General features: G+C 75.2%; 24 protein-coding genes and 1 pseudogene. 18 read left to right on the top strand and 7 right to left on the bottom strand.

All coding sequences use genetic code 11. The features are described from left to right. The first annotated feature begins 101 nt into the window (after positions 1-101). A complete protein-coding gene (locus ACQP10_RS10655) occupies positions 102-845 on the top strand; it encodes a maleylpyruvate isomerase family mycothiol-dependent enzyme (protein WP_346020556.1) in 744 nt (247 codons plus the stop codon). A 96-nt stretch (positions 846-941) separates the two neighbouring features. Here ACQP10_RS10655 and ACQP10_RS10660 read toward each other — a convergent pair whose 3' ends face one another. Then, positions 942-1,493 carry a hypothetical protein gene (locus tag ACQP10_RS10660; RefSeq protein WP_389997568.1) on the bottom strand — a complete coding sequence of 184 codons (552 nt, stop codon included), beginning with the start codon at positions 1,491-1,493 and terminating at the stop codon, positions 942-944. A gap of 102 nt (positions 1,494-1,595) precedes the next feature. Between ACQP10_RS10660 and ACQP10_RS10665 the strand changes: the two genes are divergently transcribed. The 14 genes and pseudogenes from ACQP10_RS10665 (at position 1,596) to ACQP10_RS10730 (ending at position 13,649) form a co-directional block, all read left to right on the top strand. After that, positions 1,596-1,994, top strand: coding sequence for a DUF1622 domain-containing protein (locus ACQP10_RS10665; protein WP_399499670.1), 399 nt, complete (start codon positions 1,596-1,598; stop codon positions 1,992-1,994). A gap of 127 nt (positions 1,995-2,121) precedes the next feature. Next, positions 2,122-2,394 carry a hypothetical protein gene (locus ACQP10_RS10670; protein ID WP_346020553.1) on the top strand — a complete coding sequence of 91 codons (273 nt, stop codon included), beginning with the start codon at positions 2,122-2,124 and terminating at the stop codon, positions 2,392-2,394. A 227-nt stretch (positions 2,395-2,621) separates the two neighbouring features. Beyond that, the gene (locus tag ACQP10_RS10675) at positions 2,622-2,807 is read left to right on the top strand and encodes a hypothetical protein (RefSeq protein ID WP_179818701.1); all 186 of its coding nucleotides are present in this window, start codon (positions 2,622-2,624) and stop codon (positions 2,805-2,807) included. Between the two features lie 209 nt (positions 2,808-3,016). Then, positions 3,017-4,656, top strand: a pseudogene (locus ACQP10_RS10680) (carbamoyltransferase family protein). Beyond that, positions 4,653-5,705: a glycosyltransferase family 2 protein gene (locus tag ACQP10_RS10685; RefSeq protein ID WP_433541290.1), complete on the top strand. Its 1,053-nt coding sequence runs from the start codon at positions 4,653-4,655 to the stop codon at positions 5,703-5,705. The pseudogene ACQP10_RS10680 and the gene ACQP10_RS10685 overlap by 4 nt, the downstream one beginning before the upstream one ends. Positions 5,706-5,875: 170 nt before the next feature. Next, the gene (locus tag ACQP10_RS10690; RefSeq protein ID WP_346020947.1) at positions 5,876-6,973 is read left to right on the top strand and encodes a glycosyltransferase family 9 protein; all 1,098 of its coding nucleotides are present in this window, start codon (positions 5,876-5,878) and stop codon (positions 6,971-6,973) included. Between the two features lie 79 nt (positions 6,974-7,052). Then, the gene (locus ACQP10_RS10695) at positions 7,053-8,246 is read left to right on the top strand and encodes a glycosyltransferase (RefSeq protein ID WP_179818698.1); all 1,194 of its coding nucleotides are present in this window, start codon (positions 7,053-7,055) and stop codon (positions 8,244-8,246) included. 2 nt (positions 8,247-8,248) lie between these two features. Further along, complete coding sequence (locus ACQP10_RS10700) at positions 8,249-8,812, top strand: D-sedoheptulose-7-phosphate isomerase (protein ID WP_362746502.1); 564 nt, start codon at positions 8,249-8,251, stop codon at positions 8,810-8,812. Further along, positions 8,809-10,167, top strand: a complete 1,359-nt coding sequence (rfaE2, locus tag ACQP10_RS10705; RefSeq protein ID WP_346020549.1) for a D-glycero-beta-D-manno-heptose 1-phosphate adenylyltransferase — start codon at positions 8,809-8,811, stop codon at positions 10,165-10,167. The genes ACQP10_RS10700 and rfaE2 overlap by 4 nt, the downstream gene beginning before the upstream one ends. A gap of 16 nt (positions 10,168-10,183) precedes the next feature. Beyond that, a complete protein-coding gene (locus ACQP10_RS10710; protein WP_346020548.1) occupies positions 10,184-10,864 on the top strand; it encodes an SDR family oxidoreductase in 681 nt (226 codons plus the stop codon). After that, positions 10,855-12,045, top strand: a complete 1,191-nt coding sequence (locus ACQP10_RS10715; RefSeq protein WP_433541291.1) for a glycosyltransferase family 9 protein — start codon at positions 10,855-10,857, stop codon at positions 12,043-12,045. Before ACQP10_RS10710 ends, ACQP10_RS10715 begins: the two co-directional genes overlap by 10 nt. Further along, positions 12,042-13,004, top strand: coding sequence for a UDP-glucuronic acid decarboxylase family protein (locus ACQP10_RS10720; RefSeq protein WP_399499667.1), 963 nt, complete (start codon positions 12,042-12,044; stop codon positions 13,002-13,004). The genes ACQP10_RS10715 and ACQP10_RS10720 overlap by 4 nt, the downstream gene beginning before the upstream one ends. Positions 13,005-13,092: 88 nt before the next feature. After that, the gene (locus tag ACQP10_RS10725) at positions 13,093-13,380 is read left to right on the top strand and encodes a type II toxin-antitoxin system Phd/YefM family antitoxin (RefSeq protein ID WP_389997590.1); all 288 of its coding nucleotides are present in this window, start codon (positions 13,093-13,095) and stop codon (positions 13,378-13,380) included. Next, complete coding sequence (locus ACQP10_RS10730) at positions 13,377-13,649, top strand: type II toxin-antitoxin system RelE family toxin (protein WP_346020544.1); 273 nt, start codon at positions 13,377-13,379, stop codon at positions 13,647-13,649. The genes ACQP10_RS10725 and ACQP10_RS10730 overlap by 4 nt, the downstream gene beginning before the upstream one ends. On the opposite strand, the gene ACQP10_RS10735 is transcribed toward ACQP10_RS10730, so the two are convergent. Both ACQP10_RS10735 and ACQP10_RS10740 read right to left on the bottom strand, forming a co-directional pair. After that, complete coding sequence (locus ACQP10_RS10735; protein WP_346020543.1) at positions 13,618-14,145, bottom strand: GNAT family N-acetyltransferase; 528 nt, start codon at positions 14,143-14,145, stop codon at positions 13,618-13,620. The two genes, ACQP10_RS10730 and ACQP10_RS10735, sit on opposite strands and share 32 nt — an antisense overlap. Positions 14,146-14,208: 63 nt before the next feature. Then, positions 14,209-15,390, bottom strand: a complete 1,182-nt coding sequence (locus tag ACQP10_RS10740) for an ROK family transcriptional regulator (RefSeq protein WP_346020945.1) — start codon at positions 15,388-15,390, stop codon at positions 14,209-14,211. A gap of 439 nt (positions 15,391-15,829) precedes the next feature. Here ACQP10_RS10740 and ACQP10_RS10745 point away from each other — a divergent pair, with 439 nt between their 5' ends. Further along, positions 15,830-16,318 (top strand): hypothetical protein, encoded by a 489-nt coding sequence (locus ACQP10_RS10745; RefSeq protein ID WP_433541292.1) that lies wholly within the window; start codon positions 15,830-15,832, stop codon positions 16,316-16,318. A gap of 53 nt (positions 16,319-16,371) precedes the next feature. Here the strand turns inward: ACQP10_RS10745 and ACQP10_RS10750 are convergent, their stop codons facing one another. Together ACQP10_RS10750 and ACQP10_RS10755 are read right to left on the bottom strand one after the other, a co-directional pair. Then, entirely contained in the window at positions 16,372-17,811 is a 1,440-nt protein-coding gene (locus ACQP10_RS10750; protein WP_433541293.1) for a hypothetical protein, read from the bottom strand. Positions 17,812-17,855: 44 nt separating this feature from the next. Beyond that, complete coding sequence (locus tag ACQP10_RS10755; protein ID WP_346020540.1) at positions 17,856-18,815, bottom strand: LysR family transcriptional regulator; 960 nt, start codon at positions 18,813-18,815, stop codon at positions 17,856-17,858. 157 nt (positions 18,816-18,972) lie between these two features. Between ACQP10_RS10755 and ACQP10_RS10760 the strand changes: the two genes are divergently transcribed. Then, entirely contained in the window at positions 18,973-19,194 is a 222-nt protein-coding gene (locus tag ACQP10_RS10760) for a DUF6158 family protein (RefSeq protein ID WP_179818689.1), read from the top strand. A gap of 164 nt (positions 19,195-19,358) precedes the next feature. After that, a complete protein-coding gene (locus tag ACQP10_RS10765; RefSeq protein ID WP_433541294.1) occupies positions 19,359-20,015 on the top strand; it encodes a neutral zinc metallopeptidase in 657 nt (218 codons plus the stop codon). 73 nt (positions 20,016-20,088) lie between these two features. On the opposite strand, the gene ACQP10_RS10770 is transcribed toward ACQP10_RS10765, so the two are convergent. Next, the gene (locus ACQP10_RS10770; RefSeq protein WP_433541295.1) at positions 20,089-20,934 is read right to left on the bottom strand and encodes a patatin-like phospholipase family protein; all 846 of its coding nucleotides are present in this window, start codon (positions 20,932-20,934) and stop codon (positions 20,089-20,091) included. A gap of 99 nt (positions 20,935-21,033) precedes the next feature. Next, the gene (locus ACQP10_RS10775; protein ID WP_346020537.1) at positions 21,034-21,870 is read right to left on the bottom strand and encodes a carbohydrate ABC transporter permease; all 837 of its coding nucleotides are present in this window, start codon (positions 21,868-21,870) and stop codon (positions 21,034-21,036) included. Between the last annotated feature and the right edge of the window lie 5 nt (positions 21,871-21,875).

Consider the following 21,875-nt stretch of genomic DNA (forward strand, 5'->3'; position numbering starts at 1 on the left):
AAAGGGCGGGGCCGTACGGGAGGCGGGCCGTACGGAGGGCGGGTGGGGGGCCGTACCGGGGCGGGCCGTTCGGGGGCGGGCCGGGCGGGTACCGGACCCGCATGAGCACAGAGAGCACTTCGGGGCACGGCGGCCGGGAGAACGCCGAGGCGCGCCTGGCCTCCCTCGACCCCTTCGACATCTTCGACGCCGAGGCGGCCCGCCTGGACCGCTTCTTCTCCGGGCTCGACGCCGGAGGGTGGGCCCGCCCCTCGCGGTGCGGGGGCTGGTCGGTGCGGGACGTCCTCGCCCACCTGGCCGGGGAGGAGCTGTACAACCACGCCTGCCTGGACGACGACCTGGAGGGCTTCCGCGCGAGGCTCGAACGCGAGGGCGTCGGCGGCGGCTACAACGGCTTCAACGAATGGTGCGTACGGCGCCGCCGCGACGTCCCCGTCGAGGAGGTGCTCGACGAGTGGCGCCGGGCCAACGGGGAGACGCGCCGGCGCATGCGCGAGCTGGGACGCGACGCCGAGCTGCCGACCATGGCCGGGCCGTACCCGGTGGGCCTGCAGGCGTTCCACTACGACTCCGAGTACGCCACCCACGCCGACGACGTCGGGGCGCCCGTGGGGGACGACGAGGTCGGCGGGCGCGCCCGGTGGCGGGCGGCGGTGGGCGCGTTCGTCCTCACCGAGCGGGACTCCCCGGCCCGGGCCGAACCGGACGGCGACCGGGTCGCGGTGCGGATGGACGGCCGGAGCGAGCGACTGCCCGTGGCGGAGTTCGTCGACGCCACGGTCGGCCGGCTGCCCGAGGGACGTCTCGACCCGGAGCTGCGGGACGCCCTGCGCTGCCTGGCCTGAGACCCCGGGCGGGAAGGATCCGGACGGAAGGCCCCGGACGGGGCCGGCCGTCCGCCCCCGGGTCCTTCGACCTCCCGGACCGACCTCCCGGACCGGTCAGTCCTCGGTGACCTCCTCGACCAGCACGGCGGTCCCCTTCCTGAGCGTCACCTTGGCGCGGACCTCCTTGCGGGCGCCCAGCGCCTTCCTGAGCTGGTCCACGGTGCAGCGGTGCGGCACCTTCCCCTTGTCGCAGATCCTGCCCCGCTGGTCGAGCACCAGGGCGTGCGGGCTGAGCGGGACGGACTGGGTGTCACCCGCGCCGGTCAGCACGTCCAGCGTGTCCGGCTGCGCCGGGTTCATGCCGAGGTTGCCGAGCAGGTAGATGGCCTGCTCCGCGTCGTCGGCCTCGTCATCCCGGGCGGCCACGTCGGGGTCCGCCGTCGGCTCCGCGGAACCATCCGCGGAGCCGTCCGAGGACTCGTCCGGGAAGGTGGGCACGGCGGAGACCGAGGGCTCCCCGGCGGGGGTGCTCTCCGCCGGGGCGGGAGAGGAGACCGCCGGGGACGGCGGGGGAGCGGCCGCGCCGCCGTCCGCCGAACACGCGGAGAGCCCGGCGGCGAGTACGGCCAGCAGGAGGACACGGGGCATCGTCAACGAACCGCTCATGGGGCGCAACGATCTCACGCCTCCCGGCGCGAGGGCGAACTCACGCTCCGGGACCGACCGGGCCGAGGGGTCCGCGTGCCCGGCGGCGGGTAACAGCACCACATGCCGGAACTCCTGCCCGAGGAGACGCTTCGGGAGGTCGTCAGCCTGTTCGTCCGCCTCGTCGAGGCGGCGGGCGCGCTGGTCATCTTCGCCGGCGCGGCCGTGGCGTTCGTGCGGTTCCTGCTGGTCGCGGTGCGGCGGCGGGAGGAGCAGGGGTTCGTGGGCGTACGCCTGTTCCTGGGGCGGTTCCTCGTCCTCGGGCTGGAGTTCCAGCTCGCCGGGGACGTGCTGCGCACGGCCGTGGCGCCGAGCTTCGGCCAGATAGGCCAGCTCGCCGCGATCGCGGCCATCCGGACGGCGCTGAACTTCTTCCTCGGCAAGGAGATCGAAAGGGAGGGCCGCGTGGTGGACGCCGCCCGGCCTCCGGCGCCCGGAACCGCCGGAGGGCCCGGCCGATGAGGTACGGCGCCGCCCGGCCCCCGCGTCCGGCACCCTCCGGAGCCCGCCGGGTCCGGCGGATCGGGTACGGCGCCGCCCGGCCCGGCAGGGCGGGCCGGGGAGGACGGAGAGGACGGTGGGGCAGGGAATGGGAGAGATCATCCAGGCGGTCGTCAACCTGATCGTCGCCGCCGGGGTGGTCGCCGCGCTGGCGGCTCTCCCCACCGCCGGGCCTCGTACCGCGGTCGCGGTGCTGCTGGACTTCCTCCTCGCCGCGGGGCTGCTGCGCCTGTCGCAGGCGCAGACCTGGACGGCGATCGCCACCGCGGCGCTCACGGCCGTGATCCGCAAGATCGCGGTCGCGGGTTTCTCCGTGCCCGTGCGGCGGTCCCCTCCGGCGGCCGGGACGCGGCGGGACTGACGGGCTTCTCCCCGTTCGTGTGACGGCTTCCGGCGGACGGCACGGGGGCCGGTCGGGTCTCCTCCTGCTCGGGCGGCGGCCCGGTTCCGCAATATTTACCTCCGCCCGCTATAAGGGCCCGCCCGATGGATAGGGAAGCCTCCGCGTGCGAAAGGCCACGCCCCCCGGAAGCCGGGCGCGTCGTGCCGGGGTTCGGGGGGATCTTCCGAGGAGGCAGGAGAGCACCCATGACCGAGACCGATCCGGAGCGCGACAACCCGCCGGCGCAGGTGCCCGACGACCGGGTGGACACGGCCGGGGCCGAGACCCCGGAGGGCGTCGACACCGAAGGCCCCGAGCCGCAGATGATCGACGACCGCAAGGGCGTCGCCGGATCCGAGGCGTGGGACCTGGATGAGACCGAGGGGCGCTGACCCGGGGACGGCGACGGAGGGGCGGTGACCGAGGGGCGGTGACCGCCCCTCCTGTATGACACACCGACCGGGCCCGTCGGCCAGGAGAAAAATTCCACAGAGTGATGTTTAGCGATGTTTGCTTCTCTTAGAGGCTCTTTTCCCGGAATGTTCGTTTTGAGAAGCGCTGCTCTCGGTAGTTAAGTAACTACATCACGAGAGGCGACTCAATGAGATTTCTCGGGATAAATGCGATCTTTCATGATCCGGCCGCCGCGTTGGTCGTCGACGGAGAAGTGGTCGCGGCGGCCGAGGAGGAACGCTTCAGCCGCCGCAAGCACGGCAAGCGCCCGGTGCCGTTCTCGGCGTGGGAACTGCCCGAGCGGGCCGCGGCCTGGTGCCTGGCCCGGGCCGGGCTGCGCCCGGAGGACCTGGACGCGGTGGCCTACTCCTACGACCCCGACCTGGTGGTGCCCGGCGGGCCGGGCCAGGATCCGGGCTGGGAGGAGCTGCGCACCACCTACGCCCGCCGCGCCCCGTCCTTCCTGGCCGGCGCGCTGCCGGGGCTGGACGCGGCGCGGGTGCGCTTCGTGCCCCACCACATCGCGCACGCCGCCTCCGCGGGCCTGGCCGCGCCGTTCACCGACTCGGCCGTCCTGGTGTGCGACGGCCGCGGCGAGGCGGTCTCCCACCTGGCCGGCGCGTATCGCGGCGGCTCCCTGGAGATCCTCGCCGCCCAGGGACTGCCGCACTCGCTGGGCCTGCTGTACGAGAGCCTGACCACCCACCTGGGATTCCTGCACTCCAGCGACGAGTACAAGGTGATGGCGCTGGCCTCCTACGGCCGCCCCCGCTTCCTGCCCGAGCTGCGCGCGCTCGTCTACCCCACCGGGGACGGCGGGTTCCGCACCGAACCGGTGGACTGGAGCGTCTTCGCCAAACCCCTGCGCCCGCATCGGGAGTGGACGGGCGAGCACGCCGACCTCGCCGCCAGCGTGCAGGCCAGGCTGGAGGAGGTGCTGGTGGACCTGGCGCGGTGGCTGCACGGCCGTACCGGCCGGCGCGTGCTGACGATGGCCGGCGGGGTGGCGCTGAACTGCGTGGCCAACACCCGCATCGCCGAGGCCACCCCGTTCGAGCACGTGTGGGTGCAGCCCGCCGCAGGGGACGCCGGCACCGCGCTGGGCGGCGCGCTGCACCTGGCGGCGGCGGCGGGGAGCCGGTCGCGCCGATGCCGGGCGCGGATCTGGGCCGGTCCTGGAGCGAGGCGGAGCTGGCGGCCTGGCTGCGGACGGCGAACGTCTCCTGCGAGCGGCCGGCGGACCTGGCCGCGGCGGTCGCCGACGAACTGGCCGCCGACCGGATCGTGGCGTGGTTCCAGGGGCGCAGCGAGTACGGTCCCCGCGCGCTGGGGCACCGGTCGTTGCTGGCTCATCCGGGGCACGCGGCCAACACCGAGCGGCTCAACGACGTCAAGGGCCGCGAGCAGTTCCGCCCCATCGCCCCCATGGTGCTCGCCGACCGCGCGGGACGGATCTTCAGCCGGGGGCCGGTGCCGAGCCCGTACATGCTGTTCGTCCACGACGTGGCGCCGGAGTGGCGGAGCCGGATCCCGGCGGTGGTGCACGTGGACGGCACCGCCCGCGTCCAGACCGTCGAGCCGGGGAGCGAGCCGTTGCTGGCGCGGCTGCTGGAGGAGTTCGAGGCCCGCACCGGGTTGCCCGTGCTGGTCAACACCAGCCTCAACACCGCGGGCCGGCCGATGGCCGACGATCCGCGGGACGCGCTGGAGTGTTTCGGGTCGGCACCGGTGGACGTTCTGGCGCTGGGACCGTTCCTGGTGCGCCGGGCGGGGGTGTTCGCCGCATGATCACCGTGGTGGTCCCGACCGTGGGCCGGCCGAGCCTCGCCGCGACGCTCGCCGCACTGGACGCGGGCCTGGACGTCATCGTCGCCGACGACCGTCCGGAGAGCGCCCGCGCCGCACCCCTTCCGGTGCCGGACGGGGTGCGGACGGTGCGTTCGGGCGGCAGGGGGCCGGCCGCCGCCCGCAACGCCGGCTGGCGGGCCGCGGACACCCCGTGGATCGTGTTCCTGGACGACGACGTGCTGCCCGCGCCCGGCTGGGCGAAGGCGCTCCGCGCCGATCTGGACGGCCTGCCCGCCGATGTGGGGGGCAGTCAGGGCCGCATCCACGTGCCGCCGCCCGAGGGCAGGCGGCCGACCGACGACGAGCGCAACACAGCCGGGCTCGCGGGCTCCCACTGGATCACCGCCGACATGGCCTACCGGCGCGAGGCGCTGGAGCGGGTCGGCGGGTTCGACGAGCGCTTCCCGCGCGCCTACCGGGAGGACGCCGATCTCGCACTGCGGGTGAAGGCCGCCGGCTACCGCCTGGTCAAGGGCGAGCGCGTCACCGGTCATCCGGTGCGCGAGGACGGGCCGTGGGCGAGCGTGCGCCGCCAGCGCGGCAACGCCGACGACGCGCTGATGCGCCACCTGCACGGCCCGGCCTGGCGGGCGGCCATCGGAAGCGGCTCCGGACGGCTGCGCCGCCACGCGCTGACCACCTGCCTCGGCGGGCTGGCGCTCCTCGCGGGCGCGCTGCCCATGATCGCCGGGATCGCCGGCCCCGGCGCACCGGCCCGCGGCCGGGCGGCCGGACGGGCACGTGACCGGCGGGTTCGGCGTCCGGCTCTCCAGGAACGGGGCCGGAGCCCGGCGCGCGCGCTGGCCAGGGGAACCGCGGCGGCGGCCGGGGCGGGCTGGCTGGCGCTGACCGCCGAGTTCGCCTGGGCCAGGATCGCCCCGGGGCCGCGCACCCCCGCGGAGATCGGCCGGATGCTGATCACCAGCGTGCTCATCCCACCGGCGGCCTGCGCGCACCGGCTGCGCGGCGAGTTGCGGATCCGGCTGTGACGGGCCCCGTGAACGGCACGGCGAACGGCCCGGTGAACGGCCCGGTGAACGGCCCGGCGAGCGGCGACGCGGCCCGCTCCACGCCCGCCGTGACCCGTGCCGCGTCCGCCGTGACCGCCGCGACCGGCGCCCCGGCCCGTGCCGTCAACGGCGCCCCGGCCGGCACCGTCCTGGTCGTCCGCCTCGACAACGCGGGGGACGTGCTGCTCGCCGGCCCGGCCGTCCGCGCCGTCGCCGCGTCGGCCCGCCGGGTGGTGCTGCTGGCCGGGCCCAACGGCCGGGCCGCGGCCGGGCTGCTGCCCGGCGTGGACCGCGTGCTGGAGTGGCGGGCCCCGTGGATCGACCCCGACCCGCAGCCGGTGACCGGCCCGCACGTCATCCGGCTGATCAGGCTCATCCGGGAGATCGCCCCCGACCAGGCGCTGATCCTCACCTCCTTCCACCAGTCGTCGCTGCCGCCGGCGCTGCTGCTCAGGCTGGCCGGGGTGCCCCGGATCGCCGCGATCAGCGAGGACTACCCCGGCTCGCTGCTGGACGTCCGCCACATCGTGGACGAGACCGCGGACGTGCCCGAAACCGAGCGGATGCTCGCGGTGGCCCGCGCCGCCGGCTTCGGCCTGCCGCCCGGCGACGACGGCCGGCTCGCCGTACGGCGTCCGCTGCCGTCGGTCGCGCACCTCACCGGGCCGCCCGGCTACGTCGTGGTCCACCCCGGCGCCTCCGCGCCGGCCCGGGCCTGGCCGGAGGGCCACTGCGCCGAGGCGGTCCGGGAGCTGGTCCGCGCGGGCCGGCGGGTCGTCGTCACCGGGGGACCCGGCGAGTGCGAACTGACCCGGCGGGTGGCCGGCGGCGCCGGGTACGCCGGGACGGGCGGCTCCGACGCCGGAGAGGCCGTTCCGGAGGCCGGGGGAGCCGTCCCGGACACCGCGGAGGCCGTCCGGGACCTCGGCGGACGGACGTCCCTCGCCGAGCTGGCCGCGGTGCTCGCCGGGGCGAGCGCGGTCGTGGTGGCCAACACCGGCCCCGCCCACCTGGCGGCGGCGGTCGGCACACCGGTGGTCATCCTGTTCGCCCCGGTGGTCCCGGCCGTCCGCTGGGCCCCGTACGGCGTGCCGTCGGTGCTGCTCGGTGACCAGGGCGCCCCGTGCGCGGGGAGCCGCGCCCGGATCTGCCCGGTGCCCGGCCACCCGTGCCTGTCGTCGGTGTCACCCACGCGGGTCGTCGAGGCCGTCGGCCGCCTGGCGCCCGTGAAGGAGGCCGTGCCGTGAGGGGGGCCGTGGCAGAGGAGAGGGCCGTGAGGGCGCCGGCGCAGGAGGCCGTGCCGTGAGGTGTGAAGGAGGTCGTGTCATGAGGATCGCCCTGGTGTCGGAGCACGCCAACCCCCTCGCGGCCGTCGGCGGCGTGGACGCGGGCGGGCAGAACGTCCACGTCGCCGCCCTGGCCGCCGCCCTCGCCGAGCGGGGCCACGAGGTCACCGTGCACACCCGCCGCACCGCGCCCGACCAGCCGGAACACGTCTCCGCCGGACCCGGGCTGACCGTCGAGCACGTCCCCGCCGGGCCCGCCGAGGACCTGCCCAAGGACGAGCTGCTGCCGTACATGCCCGCATTCGGCGCCCATCTGGCGCGGCGGTGGGCCGAACGGCCACCCGACGTGGTCCACGCCCACTTCTGGATGAGCGGGCTGGCCGCCCTCGCCGCGGCGCGGGACCTCGGCGTGCCGGTCGTGCAGACCTTCCACGCCCTGGGCGTGGTCAAGCGGCGCTGGCAGGGCCCGGCCGACACCAGCCCGCCCGGACGCGTCGCCGCCGAGACCGACATCGCGCGCCGGGCGCACGCGATCGTGGCGACCTGCCGCGACGAGGTGAGCGAGCTGCTGCGCATGGGCGTCGGCCACGAACGGATCGCCGTGGTGCCCTGCGGGGTGGACCTGGAGCTGTTCCGCCCCGACGGGCCGGTCGCCCCGCGCGGCCCGGCGCCGCGGGTGCTCTGCGTCGGCCGGATGGTCCCCCGCAAGGGGCTGGACACCGTCGTGCGGGCGCTGTGCCGGCTGCCGGACGCCGAGCTGCTCATCGTCGGCGGCACGCCGCGCGACGACGAGGCGGTGCGGCTGGCCGGCCTGGCCACGGCCTGCGGGCTGACCGGCCGGGTCCACCTGCTGGGCAGCGTCGGCCGCGCCGAGGTGCCGGCCCTGATGCGCTCGGCCGACGCGCTGGTGACCGTGCCGTGGTACGAGCCGTTCGGGATGGTCCCGGTCGAGGCGATGGCCTGCGGGGTGCCCGTGGTCGCCTCCTCGGTCGGCGGACACCTCGACACCGTCGCCGGCTGCGGCGTGCTGGTGCCGCCCCGCGACCCGCGAGCCCTGTCGCGGGCCCTGCTCGACGTGCTGGGCCGCCCCGAGCTGCGGGCGTCGCTCGCCGAGGCCGGCCGGCGGCGCGCCGTCACCCGGTACGGCTGGCCGCGGGTGGCGGCCCGCACCGAGTCGGTCTACCTGGACGTCCTCGCGGGCCGCGGGGCCCGGGTCGCCGTGGCGGGGGGATGACCGTGCACCCGCACCTGTCGCGCCTGCGCACCGCGCTCCGCGCGATGGACGCCGACACGGCGACGATCTCCGTGTGGGGCCGCAAGCTCGCGGCCGTGCTGGGCGGCGGCGGCAGGCTGCTGGTCTGCGGCAACGGCGGCTCGGCGGCCGAGGCCCAGCACCTGACCGCCGAGCTGGTCGGCCGCTACCGCGCCGACCGGGAGCCGTACGCGGCGATACCGCTGCACGCCGACACCTCGGCGGTGACCGCGATCGGCAACGACTTCGGCGCCGATGAGGTCTACGCCCGCCAGGTGCGGGCGCACGGCCGTCCCGGTGACGTGCTGATGTGCCTGTCCACCAGCGGGCGCAGCCCGAACGTGCTGGCCGCGGCGCGCGCCGCCCGCCGGACGGGCATCGCGGCCTGGGCGCTGACCGGCCCGGCGCCCAACCCGCTGGCCGCTCTGTGCGACGAGGTCCTGGCGGTGCCCGCCGGGGACACCGCGACCGTGCAGGAGGTACACCTCGCGGTGATCCACATGCTCTGCGACGCGGTGGAGGACGCGATGGAGGAGGCGACCGGATGATCGCGCGGCCGATCGTCGTCATCGGGGACACGCTGCTCGACGTGGACGTCGAGGGCGACGCCGAACGGCTGTGCCCCGACGCCCCCGTGCCGGTCGTGGCGGGCAGCCAGGAGCACCGCCGCCCCGGCGGGGCGGGGCTCGCCGCGGTGCTGGCCGCCGAGGGCGGCGCCGAGGTGGTCCTGGTCGCCGCCTTCGGCGACGACCACCCCGGCCGCTGCCTGCTGGGCCTGCTGTCCGGCCGGGTCGAGGTGGTACGGCTGCCGCTGCAGGGCACCACGATCACCAAGACCCGGGTGCGGGCCCGGGGGCAGACCATGCTGCGCGTCGACACCGGTGACGGCCGGGCGGACCCGGCCCTCGACGCCCGCCGGGCCGGGCAGGTCGAGTCGCTGCTCCGCGGCGCGGGCGCGGTCCTGGTGTCCGACTACGGCCGCGGCGTCGCCGAGGTCCTGGGTCACTTCCTGCGCGGGGCGGCCGTACCGCTGGTGTGGGACCCGCACCCGCGGGGACCGCTGCCCCCGCCCGGCTGCACGCTGGTCACCCCGAGCGAGTCCGAGGCCCGGACGCTGAGCGCCCAGCCGCGCCTGTCGCCCGACCGGATGGCCCGCCACCTCGTCCGGACGCTGCGCGCCGAGGCGGTGGCCGTGACGCTGGGCGGGGAGGGCGCCGTGCTGGCCCGGCGGGGCGGCCGGTCCACGCGGATGCCGCCGCCGGTGTGCTCGACGGGCCCGGACGCCTGCGGCGCGGGCGACCGGTTCTCCGGGGCCGCCGCGCTCGCGCTGGCCTCCGGCGCGTCGGTGGAGGAGGCCGTCGGGACCGGCGTCGCCGAGGCCGCCCGGTTCGTGGAGAACGGCGGGGCGGCGATGGTGCGGACGCCCGCGCCCGCGCCCGGGGACCGGCCGCGCACGGCCACGGAGGTGGCCGAGGTGGTCCGGGCCACCGGCGGGCGGCTGATCGCGACGGGCGGCTGCTTCGACCTGCTGCACGCCGGGCACGTCAGCCTGCTGCGCCGGGCGCGGGCGCTGGGGGACGCGCTGATCGTGTGCGTCAACTCCGACGCCTCGGTGCGGCGGCTGAAGGGCCCGGGGCGGCCCGTGGTCGGCCAGCGGGACCGGGTGGAGGTGCTGCGCGCGCTGCAGTGCGTCGACGCCGTGGCCGTGTTCGACGAGGACACCCCGGTGGCGATGATCGAACGGCTCCGCCCCGACGTGTGGGTCAAAGGCGGCGACTACACGGCGCTGGACCTGCCCGAGGCCGAGACCGTCCGCCGGACCGGGGGAGAGAGCGTGATCCTGCCGCTGGTGTCCGGCCGGTCCACGACCAATCTGATCGCGGCCGCGAGGGCGGCCAGGTGACCGAGGGGGAACGTCGATGCTGGGGAACATCCTGATCACCGGTGGATCGTCCGGGCTGGGCCGGGCCGTGGCCGAGGCCGTGGCCAAGGAGGGCGGCCGGCCGCTGGTCGTCGACGTCCGCCCGCCCGGGAACGGCGTGGACCACGTCCTGGCCGACGTGGCGGACCGCGACCGGGTGGAGCGGGCGGTGGCCGAGCTGGCCGGGACGGCCGGAGGTCTCGACGGGGTCGTCACCGCCGCCGGCATCGACGCCTGCGGCCGTCTGGAGGACGTGTCCGCCGCCGCCTGGGAGAAGGTCGTCGCGGTCAACCTGCTCGGCACCGCCGCGACGATCCGCGCGGCCCTGCCCCACCTGACCGCCTCCGGCGGCCGGATCGTCACCTGCGCCTCCACGCTGGGCCTGCGCGCCCTCAGCGACGCCACCGCCTACTGCGCCTCCAAGTTCGGCGTGGTCGGCCTCACCCGCGCCCTGGCCGCCGAGCTCGCCGGGCAGGTGGGCGTCACCCTGCTCGTCCCCGGCGGCATGCGCACCCACTTCTTCGACGACCGTCCCGACCGGTACAGGCCCGGCCCCGACGCCGGGCTCAACGCCCCCGAGGACGTCGCGGCCGCCGTGGTCTTCGCCCTGTCCCAGCCCGCCGGCTGTGAGATCCGCGAACTCGTCGTCTGCCCCGCCACGGAGACCTCATGGCCGTGACCGGCGCCGGCCACCCGGCGAGCCCGGTGAGCGCGGACGAGGCCCGCCCCGGCACCCGGCACGAACCCGGCGCCGGAGCGGGCACGCCCGCGGACCGCGCCTCGCCCCTCCCCGGAGACGTCCCCGGAGACGTCCCCGGCGGCGCCGCCGGGGACGGGCGGCCGGTCATGGTCGTGCTGCGCGGTCTGGGCCTGGGCGACCTGCTCACCGCGGTTCCCGCCCTGCGCGCCCTGCGCCGCGCCTTCCCCGCCCACCGCATCACCCTGGCCGCCCCCGCCCCGCTGGCGGGCCTGCTGCCGCTCATCGGCGCCTGCGACGACCTGCTCGACGTCACCGGACCCGGTCCCGTCCCCCTCCACCGCCCCGACCTGGCCGTCAACCTCCACGGCAGCGGTCCGCAGAGCACCGTCGCCCTGCTGGCCACCCGTCCCAGGCGGCTGATCAGCCACGCCCACCCCGGCCTGCCCCTCCTGCCCGGTCCCACCTGGCCCGCCCGGTCGCACGAACGCGTCCGCTGGTGCGACCTGCTGACCTGGCACGGCATCCCCGCCGACCCCACCGACCTGGCCCTGAGGCCGCCGACCACGGCCGGGCACGCCCCGGGCGGGTCCACCCCGGCGGAACGGCCGGCCCTCTCCGGCCCGACCCCCTCCGGTCCGGCCCCCTCAGATCCGGCCCGCTCCGGTCCGGGCCCCGTCATCGTCCATCCCGGGGCCGCCCACCCCGCCCGGCGCTGGCCGCCGGACCGCTTCGCCGCGGTCGCCGCCGCGCTGCACCACGCCGGGCACGACGTGCTGGTCACCGGGACCGCCGCCGAACGCGGCCTCGCCCGGCGGGTGGCCGCCGCGGCCGGCCTGCCGGACGAGGCGGTGACGGCGGGCCGTACGGACGTCACCGGGCTGGCCGCGCTGGTCGCCTCCGCCCGGCTCGTCGTCTGCGGCGACACGGGCGTGGCGCACCTGGCCGGCGCGTTCGGCACGCCCTCGGTCGTGCTGTTCGGCCCGACGCCGCCCGCGCTGTGGGGACCGCCCGAAGGACCCCACGCGGTCCTGTGGCACGGCGACCCCGGCCACCCGCCCGGCGACCCGCACGCCGGCCGTCCCGACCCCGCCCTGCTGACCATCGGCGTCGAGGAGGTCCTCGACGCCGCGACCGACCTACTGGAGGTGACCGTCCGATGAACACCCGACGCGCAGTCGTCACCGGAGGCGCCGGCTTCCTCGGCTCCTACCTGTGCGAACGCCTGCTGGCCCGCGGCGCCACCGTGATCTGCATGGACAACTTCCTGACCGGATCGCCGCGCAACGTCGACCACCTCCTGGGCCGCCCCGCCTTCCGGCTGCTGGAATGCGACCTGACCGGGTTCGTCCACGTCCCCGGCGACGTCGACCTCGTCCTGCACCTGGCCTCGGCCGCCTCCCCGGCCGACTACCTGCGCCACCCCATCGAGACCCTCAAGGTCGGCAGCCTGGGCACCCTGCACGCCCTGGGCCTGGCCCGGGAGAAGGACGCCCGCTTCGTCCTGGCCTCCACCAGTGAGGTCTACGGCGACCCCCAGCAGCACCCGCAGACGGAGACCTACTGGGGCAACGTCAACCCCGTCGGCCCCCGCAGTGTCTACGACGAGGCCAAACGCTTCGCCGAGTCCCTCACCACCGCCTACCGCAACACTCACGGCACCGACACCGGCATCGTGCGGATCTTCAACACCTACGGGCCCCGCATGCGGCCCCACGACGGCCGGGCCATCCCCACCTTCATCCGCCAGGCCCTGTGCGGCGAACCCCTCACCGTCACCGGCGACGGCTCCCAGACCCGCTCCATCTGCTACGTCGACGACACCATCGAGGGCATCCTCGCCCTGGCCGACAGCGACTTCCCCGGCCCGGTCAACATCGGCAACCCCACCGAGATCACCATGATCGATCTGGCCCGCACCGTCATCGAGCTGACCGGGTCGGCCTCACCGATCCGCTTCATCGACCGCCCGGCCGACGACCCGGCCGTGCGCCGCCCCGACACGACCCTGGCCGCCACCCGCCTGGGCTGGCGGGCCGAGGTCGGCGTCACCGAGGGCCTGCGCCGCACCATCGCCTGGTTCGAGGCCGAACTCCGCCGCACCGAGGAACTGGTCGGCTGAGGGTGCCGCCCAGCCGGCCCGGTGAACGGCTCAGACGTCAATGGCCGGAATGCTGGCCGGTCTTCTGGCCAGAAGATATCGTTTCATCATGGAGATGATTCCGATCAGCGAGGCGAAGGACCGGCTGACCGAACTGGCCGACCGAGCCGCCCGGGAACACGACCACTTCACGATCACGCGTAACGGACGGCCTCACGCGGTGATCATGTCTGTGGCCGAGTGGGAGTCCCTGCAGGAAACGCTGGAGATCCTGGCCGACCCGGAGATGCGGGCCGACCTGATGGAGGCGGCGGCCGCTGGAGCGAGAGGCGACCTGACGACCGAGGAGGAGATGGCCGCTGTCATGGCGGCACGCCTCGGCAGGGCGAGCGCGTGAGCGATCGCTACACCGTTCTTCTCGCACCACCGGCCCGGCGTGCCCTGGCGACGGGTCTGCCCGAGTCGGTGGCCGGTGCGGCGTGGGAGCTGATCACCGGCGCGATCGCCGACGAGCCGTGGCGGGTGGGTAAACCGCTCCAGGAACCGTATGAGGGGCTGCATGTCGCCTGCCGGGGCACCTACCGGGTGGTCTATCTCATCGATGAAGACAAAAGGACCGTGACGATCCAGGCGATCAAACACCGTCGAGACGCCTACCGTCCATGATGGACGGCCGGGGGGTCTCCCAGACGATCTCGCCGTCCACGGTGGCGGGGGTCGGGGTGAGGCCGGCGTGGCGGGCCACGGCCGCGGAGGCGGCGTGGCCGGGGTGGATGGCGGCGGAGAAGGAGCGCACACCGTGTTCCCGCAGCCAGGCGACCATGGCGGTCGCGGCCTCGGCCGCCAGGCCCCGGCCCTGCCAGGGGGTGCCGACGACCCAGGCCACCCAGGCCCGGCCGGGGGTCACGGTGGCCTGGACGTAGCCGGCCAGGCGGCCGGTCTCCGTCACGCGGATCACCCAGTTGAGCCAGGCGTCGTCGCCGCCGGGCGGTCCGGCGACCATGCGGGCGTAGCGGTCGCGCAGCTCCCCGGCGGTCGCGGGGGAGCCGCCGGTGAACTCGTGCAGGGCGGGGTCGTCCAGCGCCTCGGCCATCTCGGCGGCGTGCTCGACCGCCAGCGGGAGAAGGGTGAGGCGCGCGGTCACGATCACTTCGGCGTTCATGGGCGGCGAGTGTCCCACGATCCGTGGCCGCCGGTCGATCGGAACACCGCCCGGCGAGGCCGGTCAGGGACGGCCGGGCACGTGGTCGGCGGCGCCGGGGGCCAGGACGTGCTCGATGACCATGACGGCGGCGCCGATCACCCCGGCGCGGTCGCCCAGGTCGCTGGCGGTGATCGTCAGGTGCTGGGTGGCCAGGGGCAGGGACCTGCTGTAGATGACCTCGCGCAGACCGGCGAGGATCTGCTCCCCGGCCTCGGCCACGTCGCCGCCGACCACGATCACCGAGGGGTTGAAGAAGTTCACGATCGAGGCGAGGACCTCGCCGATCTCCCGGCCGGCCTGACGGATGAGCTGGACGGCCTGGGTGTTGCCGCTCCGGACGAGCCGGACGATGTCGCGGCCCCCGGTCGCCTCCACGCCGGCCTCGCGCAGCCGGGCCGCCACGGCCGCGCCGCTCGCCACGGCCTCCAGGCAGCCGCGGTTGCCGCAGCGGCAGACGACGTCGAGGGTGGGGGAGACCTGGATGTGGCCGATGTCGCCGGCCGCGCCCTGGGCGCCCCGGTGCAGGCGGCGGTCGCTGATGATGCCACAGCCGATCCCGGTGCCGACCTTGACGAAGATGAGGTGGTCGGCCTCGGGGCGGGCGGCCCAGTGCTCGCCCAGGGCCATGATGTTGACGTCATTGTCCACCAGGACGGGCGCGCCCAGCCGCTCCCCGAGCCACTCCGGGACGGGGAAGCCGTCCCAGCCCGGCATTATCGGCGGATTGACCGGCCGTCCGGAGCTGTGCTCCACCGGGCCGGGCAGGCCGACCCCGATGCCGCAGACCTCCCCGACGGTGTGGCCGCTCTCGGCGAGCATCTCCTCGAAGGTCCGCTGGAGCCAGCGAAGCGTCTCCTCGGGTCCGCGGTCTATCGGCACCTCCGCCGCGCGCTCGGCGAGGACCTCGGTGCCGAGGTCGGTGACCGCGACCCGGGCGTGGGTCGCGCCGAGGTCGGCGGCGAGGACGACGCGGGCCGAGCGGTTGAAGGTGAAGGCGACGGCCGGGCGGCCCCCCGAGGAGATGGCCTCCTCGGCCGGGACGACCCACCGCTGGCTCACCAATGCGTCGAGACGCTGCCCGAGCGTCGATCTCGCCAGGCCGGTGAGCTGCACCAGCTCCGCCCGGGTACGGGCCTGACCGTCGCGCAGGATCTTCAGCAGCGCCCCCGCGCCCGCGTCGGGACCGTTCGCCTCGCTCGGCATGCGCACAGTCAACACTCCTCGTTCACGCGTGGCCGCGGCGACTTACGTCCACTCTCCCCGTCATTATGCCCAAATGATCGCTACTTTTGTACGGCCCTCGCCATAAGAGGGGCGTACAGCGGCCTCATAAGGCGGCGGCGATCTACCGGCCCGTTCTGTTCGGCCGGACGGCGGAAGGCGGGGGAGGGCGAGCCTCGCTCCGGAGCCGCTGACCGAGCGTGACGAAAACCGCCCCCGCCGTCATTCTCCGCTACCGGATGGTAAGTCGGCCGGATCAATGGTTTCCCCTTTCCTGAGAAGGACGCCGATTTCCGCTCCGATCCGGGTGGAATCCCAGTTGTACGCCGTCTCCACGCCGTCGGGAGAATCCCGGCGGCCGGCCCGGCGCCCCGTCGGCCCGGGCGCCGCCCGGGCGTGACCAACGGATATGGGGGGTCACATGATCAAGATCAGCTACGCTCTCGCCGCCGGCATCGTGGCGGGCTCCGGCCTCGTCGTCCCCGCCGCCCTGGCGGCCCAGCCCGCGGCGGCGGGCACGGCCACCACCCGCGTGGCCGTCGGCGAGCCCTTCCAGCGGTACGTAGCCGGTGACGACGGCGGGTACGGCAACGGTGGCGGCAAGGGCCACCGCTGGGACAAGGGCCAACATTGGGACAAGAGCCAGCACTGGGACAAGAGCCACCACGAGAACATGGGCCACAAGAACATGGGCCATGAGAACGAAAGCGAGAAGGGTTACGAGGGCGAGAAGAACTACGAAGGCCAGAAGGGTTACGAAGGCGAGAAGAGCTACGAAGGCGAGAAGGGTTACGAAGGCGAGAAGAGCTACGAGGGCGAGAAGAACTACGAGGGCGAGAAGAACTACGAAGGCCAGATGCCTTACGAAGGCGAGAAGGGTTACGAGAGCGAGAGCGGTTACGGAGGCTGACGACGCGCTCCTCGCTGCCGCGCGGCCGGTCCGGCCGGCCGCGCGGCCCCGCGTCAGGGGGCGCCGGGCGGACGCGGGGCCCGGCGGAAGAAGGCCGCCACCGCGTAGGGGTCGACCGGGTCGGTCAGCAGCGCCAGCATCTCCTCCCGCCGCTCCGGGGCCACCTTGAACGGGTGGCCGAAAACCCGCGGCCCCCGGCCGTCGCCCAGCAGCCGGGTCAGCATCAGGTCGCCGGGCACGGCCTGCCGCGACAGCAGCTCGTCGGTCACCGTCACCGGCCCGTTCCCCCCGGGTCCGGCGTCGCGCAGGGTGACCTCCTCCCCCTCGACGCCCAGGACCTCCCACAGGCGCAGCGGCGTGCGCCGCCAGGACTCCAGCAGCTCCACCTCGTCGTCGCGCAGCCACACGCCCCGCGCGTCCAGGAACTCTCCCACCACGTCGTTCTCGAACAGCGCGAGGTCGGCCAGGGCGGGCTCGGCCACCCGGACGCTCAGCGCCACCAAGTCGTCCACCAGGCGGCGGCGGGCCGGGCGGTCACCGTACGCGGCGAGCCGCCGGAACAGGTGCTCCGCCCGCGCGGGCAGCGGGTCGCCGGGGTCGGTGCGGCAGGCGGCGTACTCGGCCGCGTCCCGCTCGGCCGGCGCGAGGCCGGGCGCCAGGGACAGCGCCTCCCCGATGAGCCCGGCCGCCTCGAACGACCGCCCCTCGCCCTCGGCGGAGCGGGCGGCCAGCAGCAGCGCGGCCGGCTCGGTGCGGGGGAGCGCCTCCAGCACCCGGGGGGAGAGGGGCTCGCGCTCGACCTCGTCGGCGATCCGCTCCAGCACCTCCGGCGAGCGCGACAGGTACGTGACGGCCCTCGACAGGTCCGCCCCCTCGTCGTAGGTGCGCAGCGCGCTGCGCGACAGGGTCAGCCGCATGATGTCCAGCGGCGAAAGGCCGGCGACCGACCCGGTGTCCCAGGGGGTGCCCACGACGCCCACCCGGCCGCCCCGCACCTCCAGCGAGGCCCCCCGCAGCAGCGGCGCCAGCGGCGGGAGCGGGTCGGCGAAGGTCTCCGGGGCCCTGGCCAGCAGCTCCAGCACCACCGCGTCGATCGGGACGCCGGGGGAGGGCTCGATCCCCTCGGCGAAGGAGCGCAGCGCGTCGAGCGCACGCTCGCCGAACTCCTGGGCGACGAGCATCGCCCGGTCGGCGGGGAAGGAGTCGAGCTTCACGGTGGACGGCTCCAGCCGGCCGTCGCGCAGGCGCAACGCGACGACGTCCTCGGCCGCCACGTCCGCCAGCCAGCCCGCGGGCCCGGCCAGGAACGGCCCGCCCTCCTCGGCCACGGTGCGCACCCGGCCGCCGCCGGCGAGCGGCAGCCCCTCGCCGTCGGCCAGCCGCGCCCACAGCCGAAGGTCGTCGGCGGCGGCCAGCCGATCGGCCGCCAGTTCGGCCCGGGTGGCCAGGTGCGTCAGCACCGCGCCCTCGCACAGCGTCAGAACCTCGCTCATCCGACCATTGTGGTCGACCGTGCCGGACGCCGTGACACGCCCGGTCAGGGAATGGTGCCGAAGCGCGGGTTGCGGCTCAGCCAGGAGGCGTAGAAGGCGTTGCGCCGTACCGCGTCGGCATGGGCCGCCTTGGCGTGCTCGGCGACCGAGTCCGCGACCCGCGCGGGGGCCGCCTCCGGGTGCCAGCCGAGGATGTGCCGCCAGCGCAGCGGCGCGCCGGCGAGCGGCACCGCGGTCAGCCCCGGGGTCGGCTGGAAGGTCGCCTGGCACAGTACGGCGGCGCGCCCGACGGAGGCCAGGTGCAGGCACGTGGCCACGTCGGTCTCGTAGATGGTCAGGGGCGTGAAGCCGGCACGGGCGCAGGCGGCGGCGAAGCAGTCGCCGAAACACCCGTCGCCGGGGGCGACGGCCCACCGCTCGTCGGCCAGCTCGGAGAGCTCCACCTCCGCGCGCCCGGCCAGCGGGTGGTCCTCGCCGAGCAGCACGAAGACGGGGTCCAGCCCGATCGTCCGCCACATCACCGGCCCCTCCAGGGGCGGCGGGCTCTCGCCGCAGGTGCCGACGACCGCGAAGTCGAGGCGGCCGAGCGTGACCATCGTGGCGAGCTCCCTGGCCGACCACGAGGTGCAGGTGCTGACCGGTGTCGAGGGCCACTCGGTGGCCAGCCGGTCGACCAGGCCGCCCAGGACCGGCCCGTTGGTGGCGCCCAGGCGGTAGCTGGGCGCGGTGCCGCCGGCGTTGGCGAACCGCACCGCCTCCTCCTGGAGTTCGCGGGCGGCGGGCAGCAGGACTTTCGCCCTGGCCAGCACCAGCTCGCCGAGAGGTGTGGGTCGCGCGCCGGTGTGGTCGCGCCGGAACAGGGCTCCCCCGAGTCCTCGCTCTATCCGCTTGAGCTGGGCGGTCAGCGCCGGCTGGGCCAGCCCGAGGTGGGTCGCGGCCTTGGTGACGCTCCCGGCCTCGGCGACCGCCCGCACGATCCTGAGGTGTCGAAGCTCGAGGTCCATACCGGGACGGTAAAGCGACGGCGGTATACCCGCAATGTGGCGGAGTCATGAAATCTGACGGAATTTAGTGAAATCGGGTGTGGGCGAGATCGTCAACGCGGGACGGGAGGGGAGAGAGGAAGGTGAGGGAGGGCGGTGACGGGGTAGGCGAGTCCCTATGACGATGGGAATCGACCCGAAGGACCTCTCCGAGGAAGACCTGCTCCGCGAGCTGCGGCACATGCACGAGACGCGGACGGAGACGCTCATGCACGGATCGGACGACGCGCTGGCGAACCACACCGTGCGCACCGGGGAGCTGGAGCAGGAGTACCTGCGCCGCCACCCCGAGCGCGACGTCGACCCGGAACGGCTGCGCGAGGGCGCCCGGCAGCGGTGACCGTACGGCCGGCCCCCGCCGCGACCGCGCGCCGCGGCGGGGGCCGGTGACGTGCCCGGCCTCCGGCCCCTTCGCAGAACTTTCGTCCATACGGCTCAACGGTCTTCCGCCGCGCCCGATCCGCGCCTACTTTCGAGGCAGGATCCGGCCGGCGGGAGGCCTCTGTGCGCGTGCGGCGATGGAAGGCGCTCTGCCTCGTGGTCGCGTGGTCGTCCCTGGCCGCGGTGGCCGGCCCGGCGAGCCCGGCCGCGGCGGCGCGGAGCGCGGACGACATGGGCCAGGACGTCTCCACGGCGGTCTACGTCGTGGACAGCTACTGGCGGACCCACTGGTCGCGGTTCTTCACCGGCAAGTACGTCCCCCCGGCCGTGTACGGCGGCTACCGCAGGGGCGTGACGAAGCCGCCGCTGTGCGGAGGCCGGCGCCTCGGCTACGACAACGCCTGGTACTGCATCGAGGACGACTACATCGCCTGGGACCTCGACCTCATGGCGCAGGGCTACCGCATCGGCGACGCGTGGGTGTACCTCGTCGTCGCCCACGAGTGGGGCCACGCCGTGCAGGCGCGGCTGCGCGACTCGCTGGTGATGTCCACCTACGAGCTCCAGGCCGACTGCCTGGCCGGCGCCGTGCTGTACGGCGCCGCGGCCGACGGCGTGCTGCGGTTCGAGCGGGGCGACCTGGAGGAGATCGCCGAGATCCACCGGAGGCTGGGCGACGAGACATCCTGGACCGATGTGACCGACCACGGCACCGCCGCCCAGCGCACCTCCTCCTTCAACCGCGGCGCGAGGTACGGCGTGCGCGGCTGCCTGCCCTGACACCGCGCCGCCGTACGGCCCTGCCGCGCCGGACCCGCCGCCCGCCGTGTGACCGGCCCCGGCCGCGCGGCGGTCAGGCCCGCCAGACCCGGCCCACCTCGTCCGCGACCGCGGGCGCCTGGGCGAGGCCGGCCTCGAAGGCGGGCTTCCACAGGCCCGGGTCGAGGACGTCGGCGCCGAACACGGCGACGGCCGCCTCGCCGGGCGCCACGTGGGCCACCGGGACGCCGCCCAGCTCGGCGATCTCGTCCCGGTAGCGCGTCCTGGGCGTGAAGTGCGCCAGTGGCTCCAGGACGACCACGGCCGAGCTGCCCGCCGCCAGGTCGGCGTTGGTGGCCGAGCGCACCCCGCCGTCCATGTAGCGGCGCCCGCCGATCTCCACCGGCGCGAACACGCAGGGGACCGCGCAGCTGGAGGCGACCGCCGCGGCCAGCGGCGCGCCGGAGTCGCGGTCCCAGACCGTGAACTCGCCGGTCCCGGCGTCGACCGCGGTGATCAGCAGCCGGCGGTCCGGCCACTCCTTCACCGGCAGCCGCTCGCCGACCGACTCGATCCTGGCGGCGCCCTCGGCGGCCAGGGCCAGCTCGCCGATCCGCCGCCGGGCCTCCCGCGGCTCCAGCGACGGGTCGTACAGCAGGCCGAAGGCGGCCATCACCGGCTCCATGTCCACGGCCGGCCGCGCCGCCGTCCCGGCGCCCGTCCCACTGGCTCCGTTCGTCCCGTCCGCCTCGGCGGCGACCGCGCTCTCCAGGTCGGCCCCGGTGGCGACGAGCGCCCCCACCACCGACCCGGCCGAGGTGCCGACCACCAGGCCGGCCTCTCCCAGGTCCAGGCCCGCCTCCCGCAGGCCCGCCACGATCCCCGCCTCCCAGGCGATTCCCGCGATTCCTCCGCCGCCCAGCACCAGTGCTCTCGTCATACGCCCATTCTCACCGTCATCCGCCCGGACCCTCCGGCCGGATCTCGTGCGTACCCCCGGGCCGGGAGCCCATTCCGCCCCGGCCCGCCAGGGCGTCCCTCACCCCTTCAGGCCCGAACGGGAGATGCCCTCGATCACCCAGCGCTGGGCGGCGAGATAGATGACGATCACCGGGGCGCTGGCGATCACCGCGCCGGCCATCAGCAGGTCGTAGCGGACGCTGTTGGCGCTCTGGAAGTTGCCCAGGCCCGCGGGCAGGGTCAGCGACTCGGGGCTGAGCAGTACGTACAGCGGCCACAGGAAGTCGTTCCAGTTCGTCAGGAACGACAGCAGGAACAGCGTCACCAGCGCGGGGCGGGCCAGCGGCAGCGCGATGGCGGTGAAGATCTGCCACCGGTTGCCGCCGTCCAGCTCCGCGGCCTCCTCCAGCTCCCCGGGCAGCGTGATGAAGAACTGCCGCAGGAAGAACACCCCGAACGCGCCGGCCGCGGCCGGGACGATCACCGCGGGCAGGCTGTCCACCCACGCCAGCTCGTTGACGATCAGGAAGTTGGGGATCAGCAGCACCACCGGCGGCACGAACAGCGTGGCCACGATCGTCCCGAAGAGCAGGTTCCGGCCGCGGAAGCGGAGCCGGGCCAGCGCGTAGGCGGCGGGCGTGGCGGTGACCAGGACGAGCACCGCGTGCCCGGTGGCGGCGGCCAGGCTGTTGAGGAACCAGCGCAGCGCCGGGCTGTCGGCGCTGCCGAGGACCTCCCGGTAGGCGTCGAGCGTGGCCGGGTCGGGCACCCACCGCGGCTCCGTCGAGCCGGCGGCCTCGCGGGTCTTGAAAGAGGTGACGACCATGTAGACGAGCGGGCTCAGGTAGAGCGCCGCGATCACCGCGAGGACCAGGTGCAGCAGGGTACGGCGCAGCCGGCGGACGTCCCCGGTCACGGCTC

It is taken from the genome of Streptosporangium sandarakinum (assembly GCF_050942225.1).
GTDB lineage: Bacteria > Actinomycetota > Actinomycetes > Streptosporangiales > Streptosporangiaceae > Streptosporangium > Streptosporangium nondiastaticum.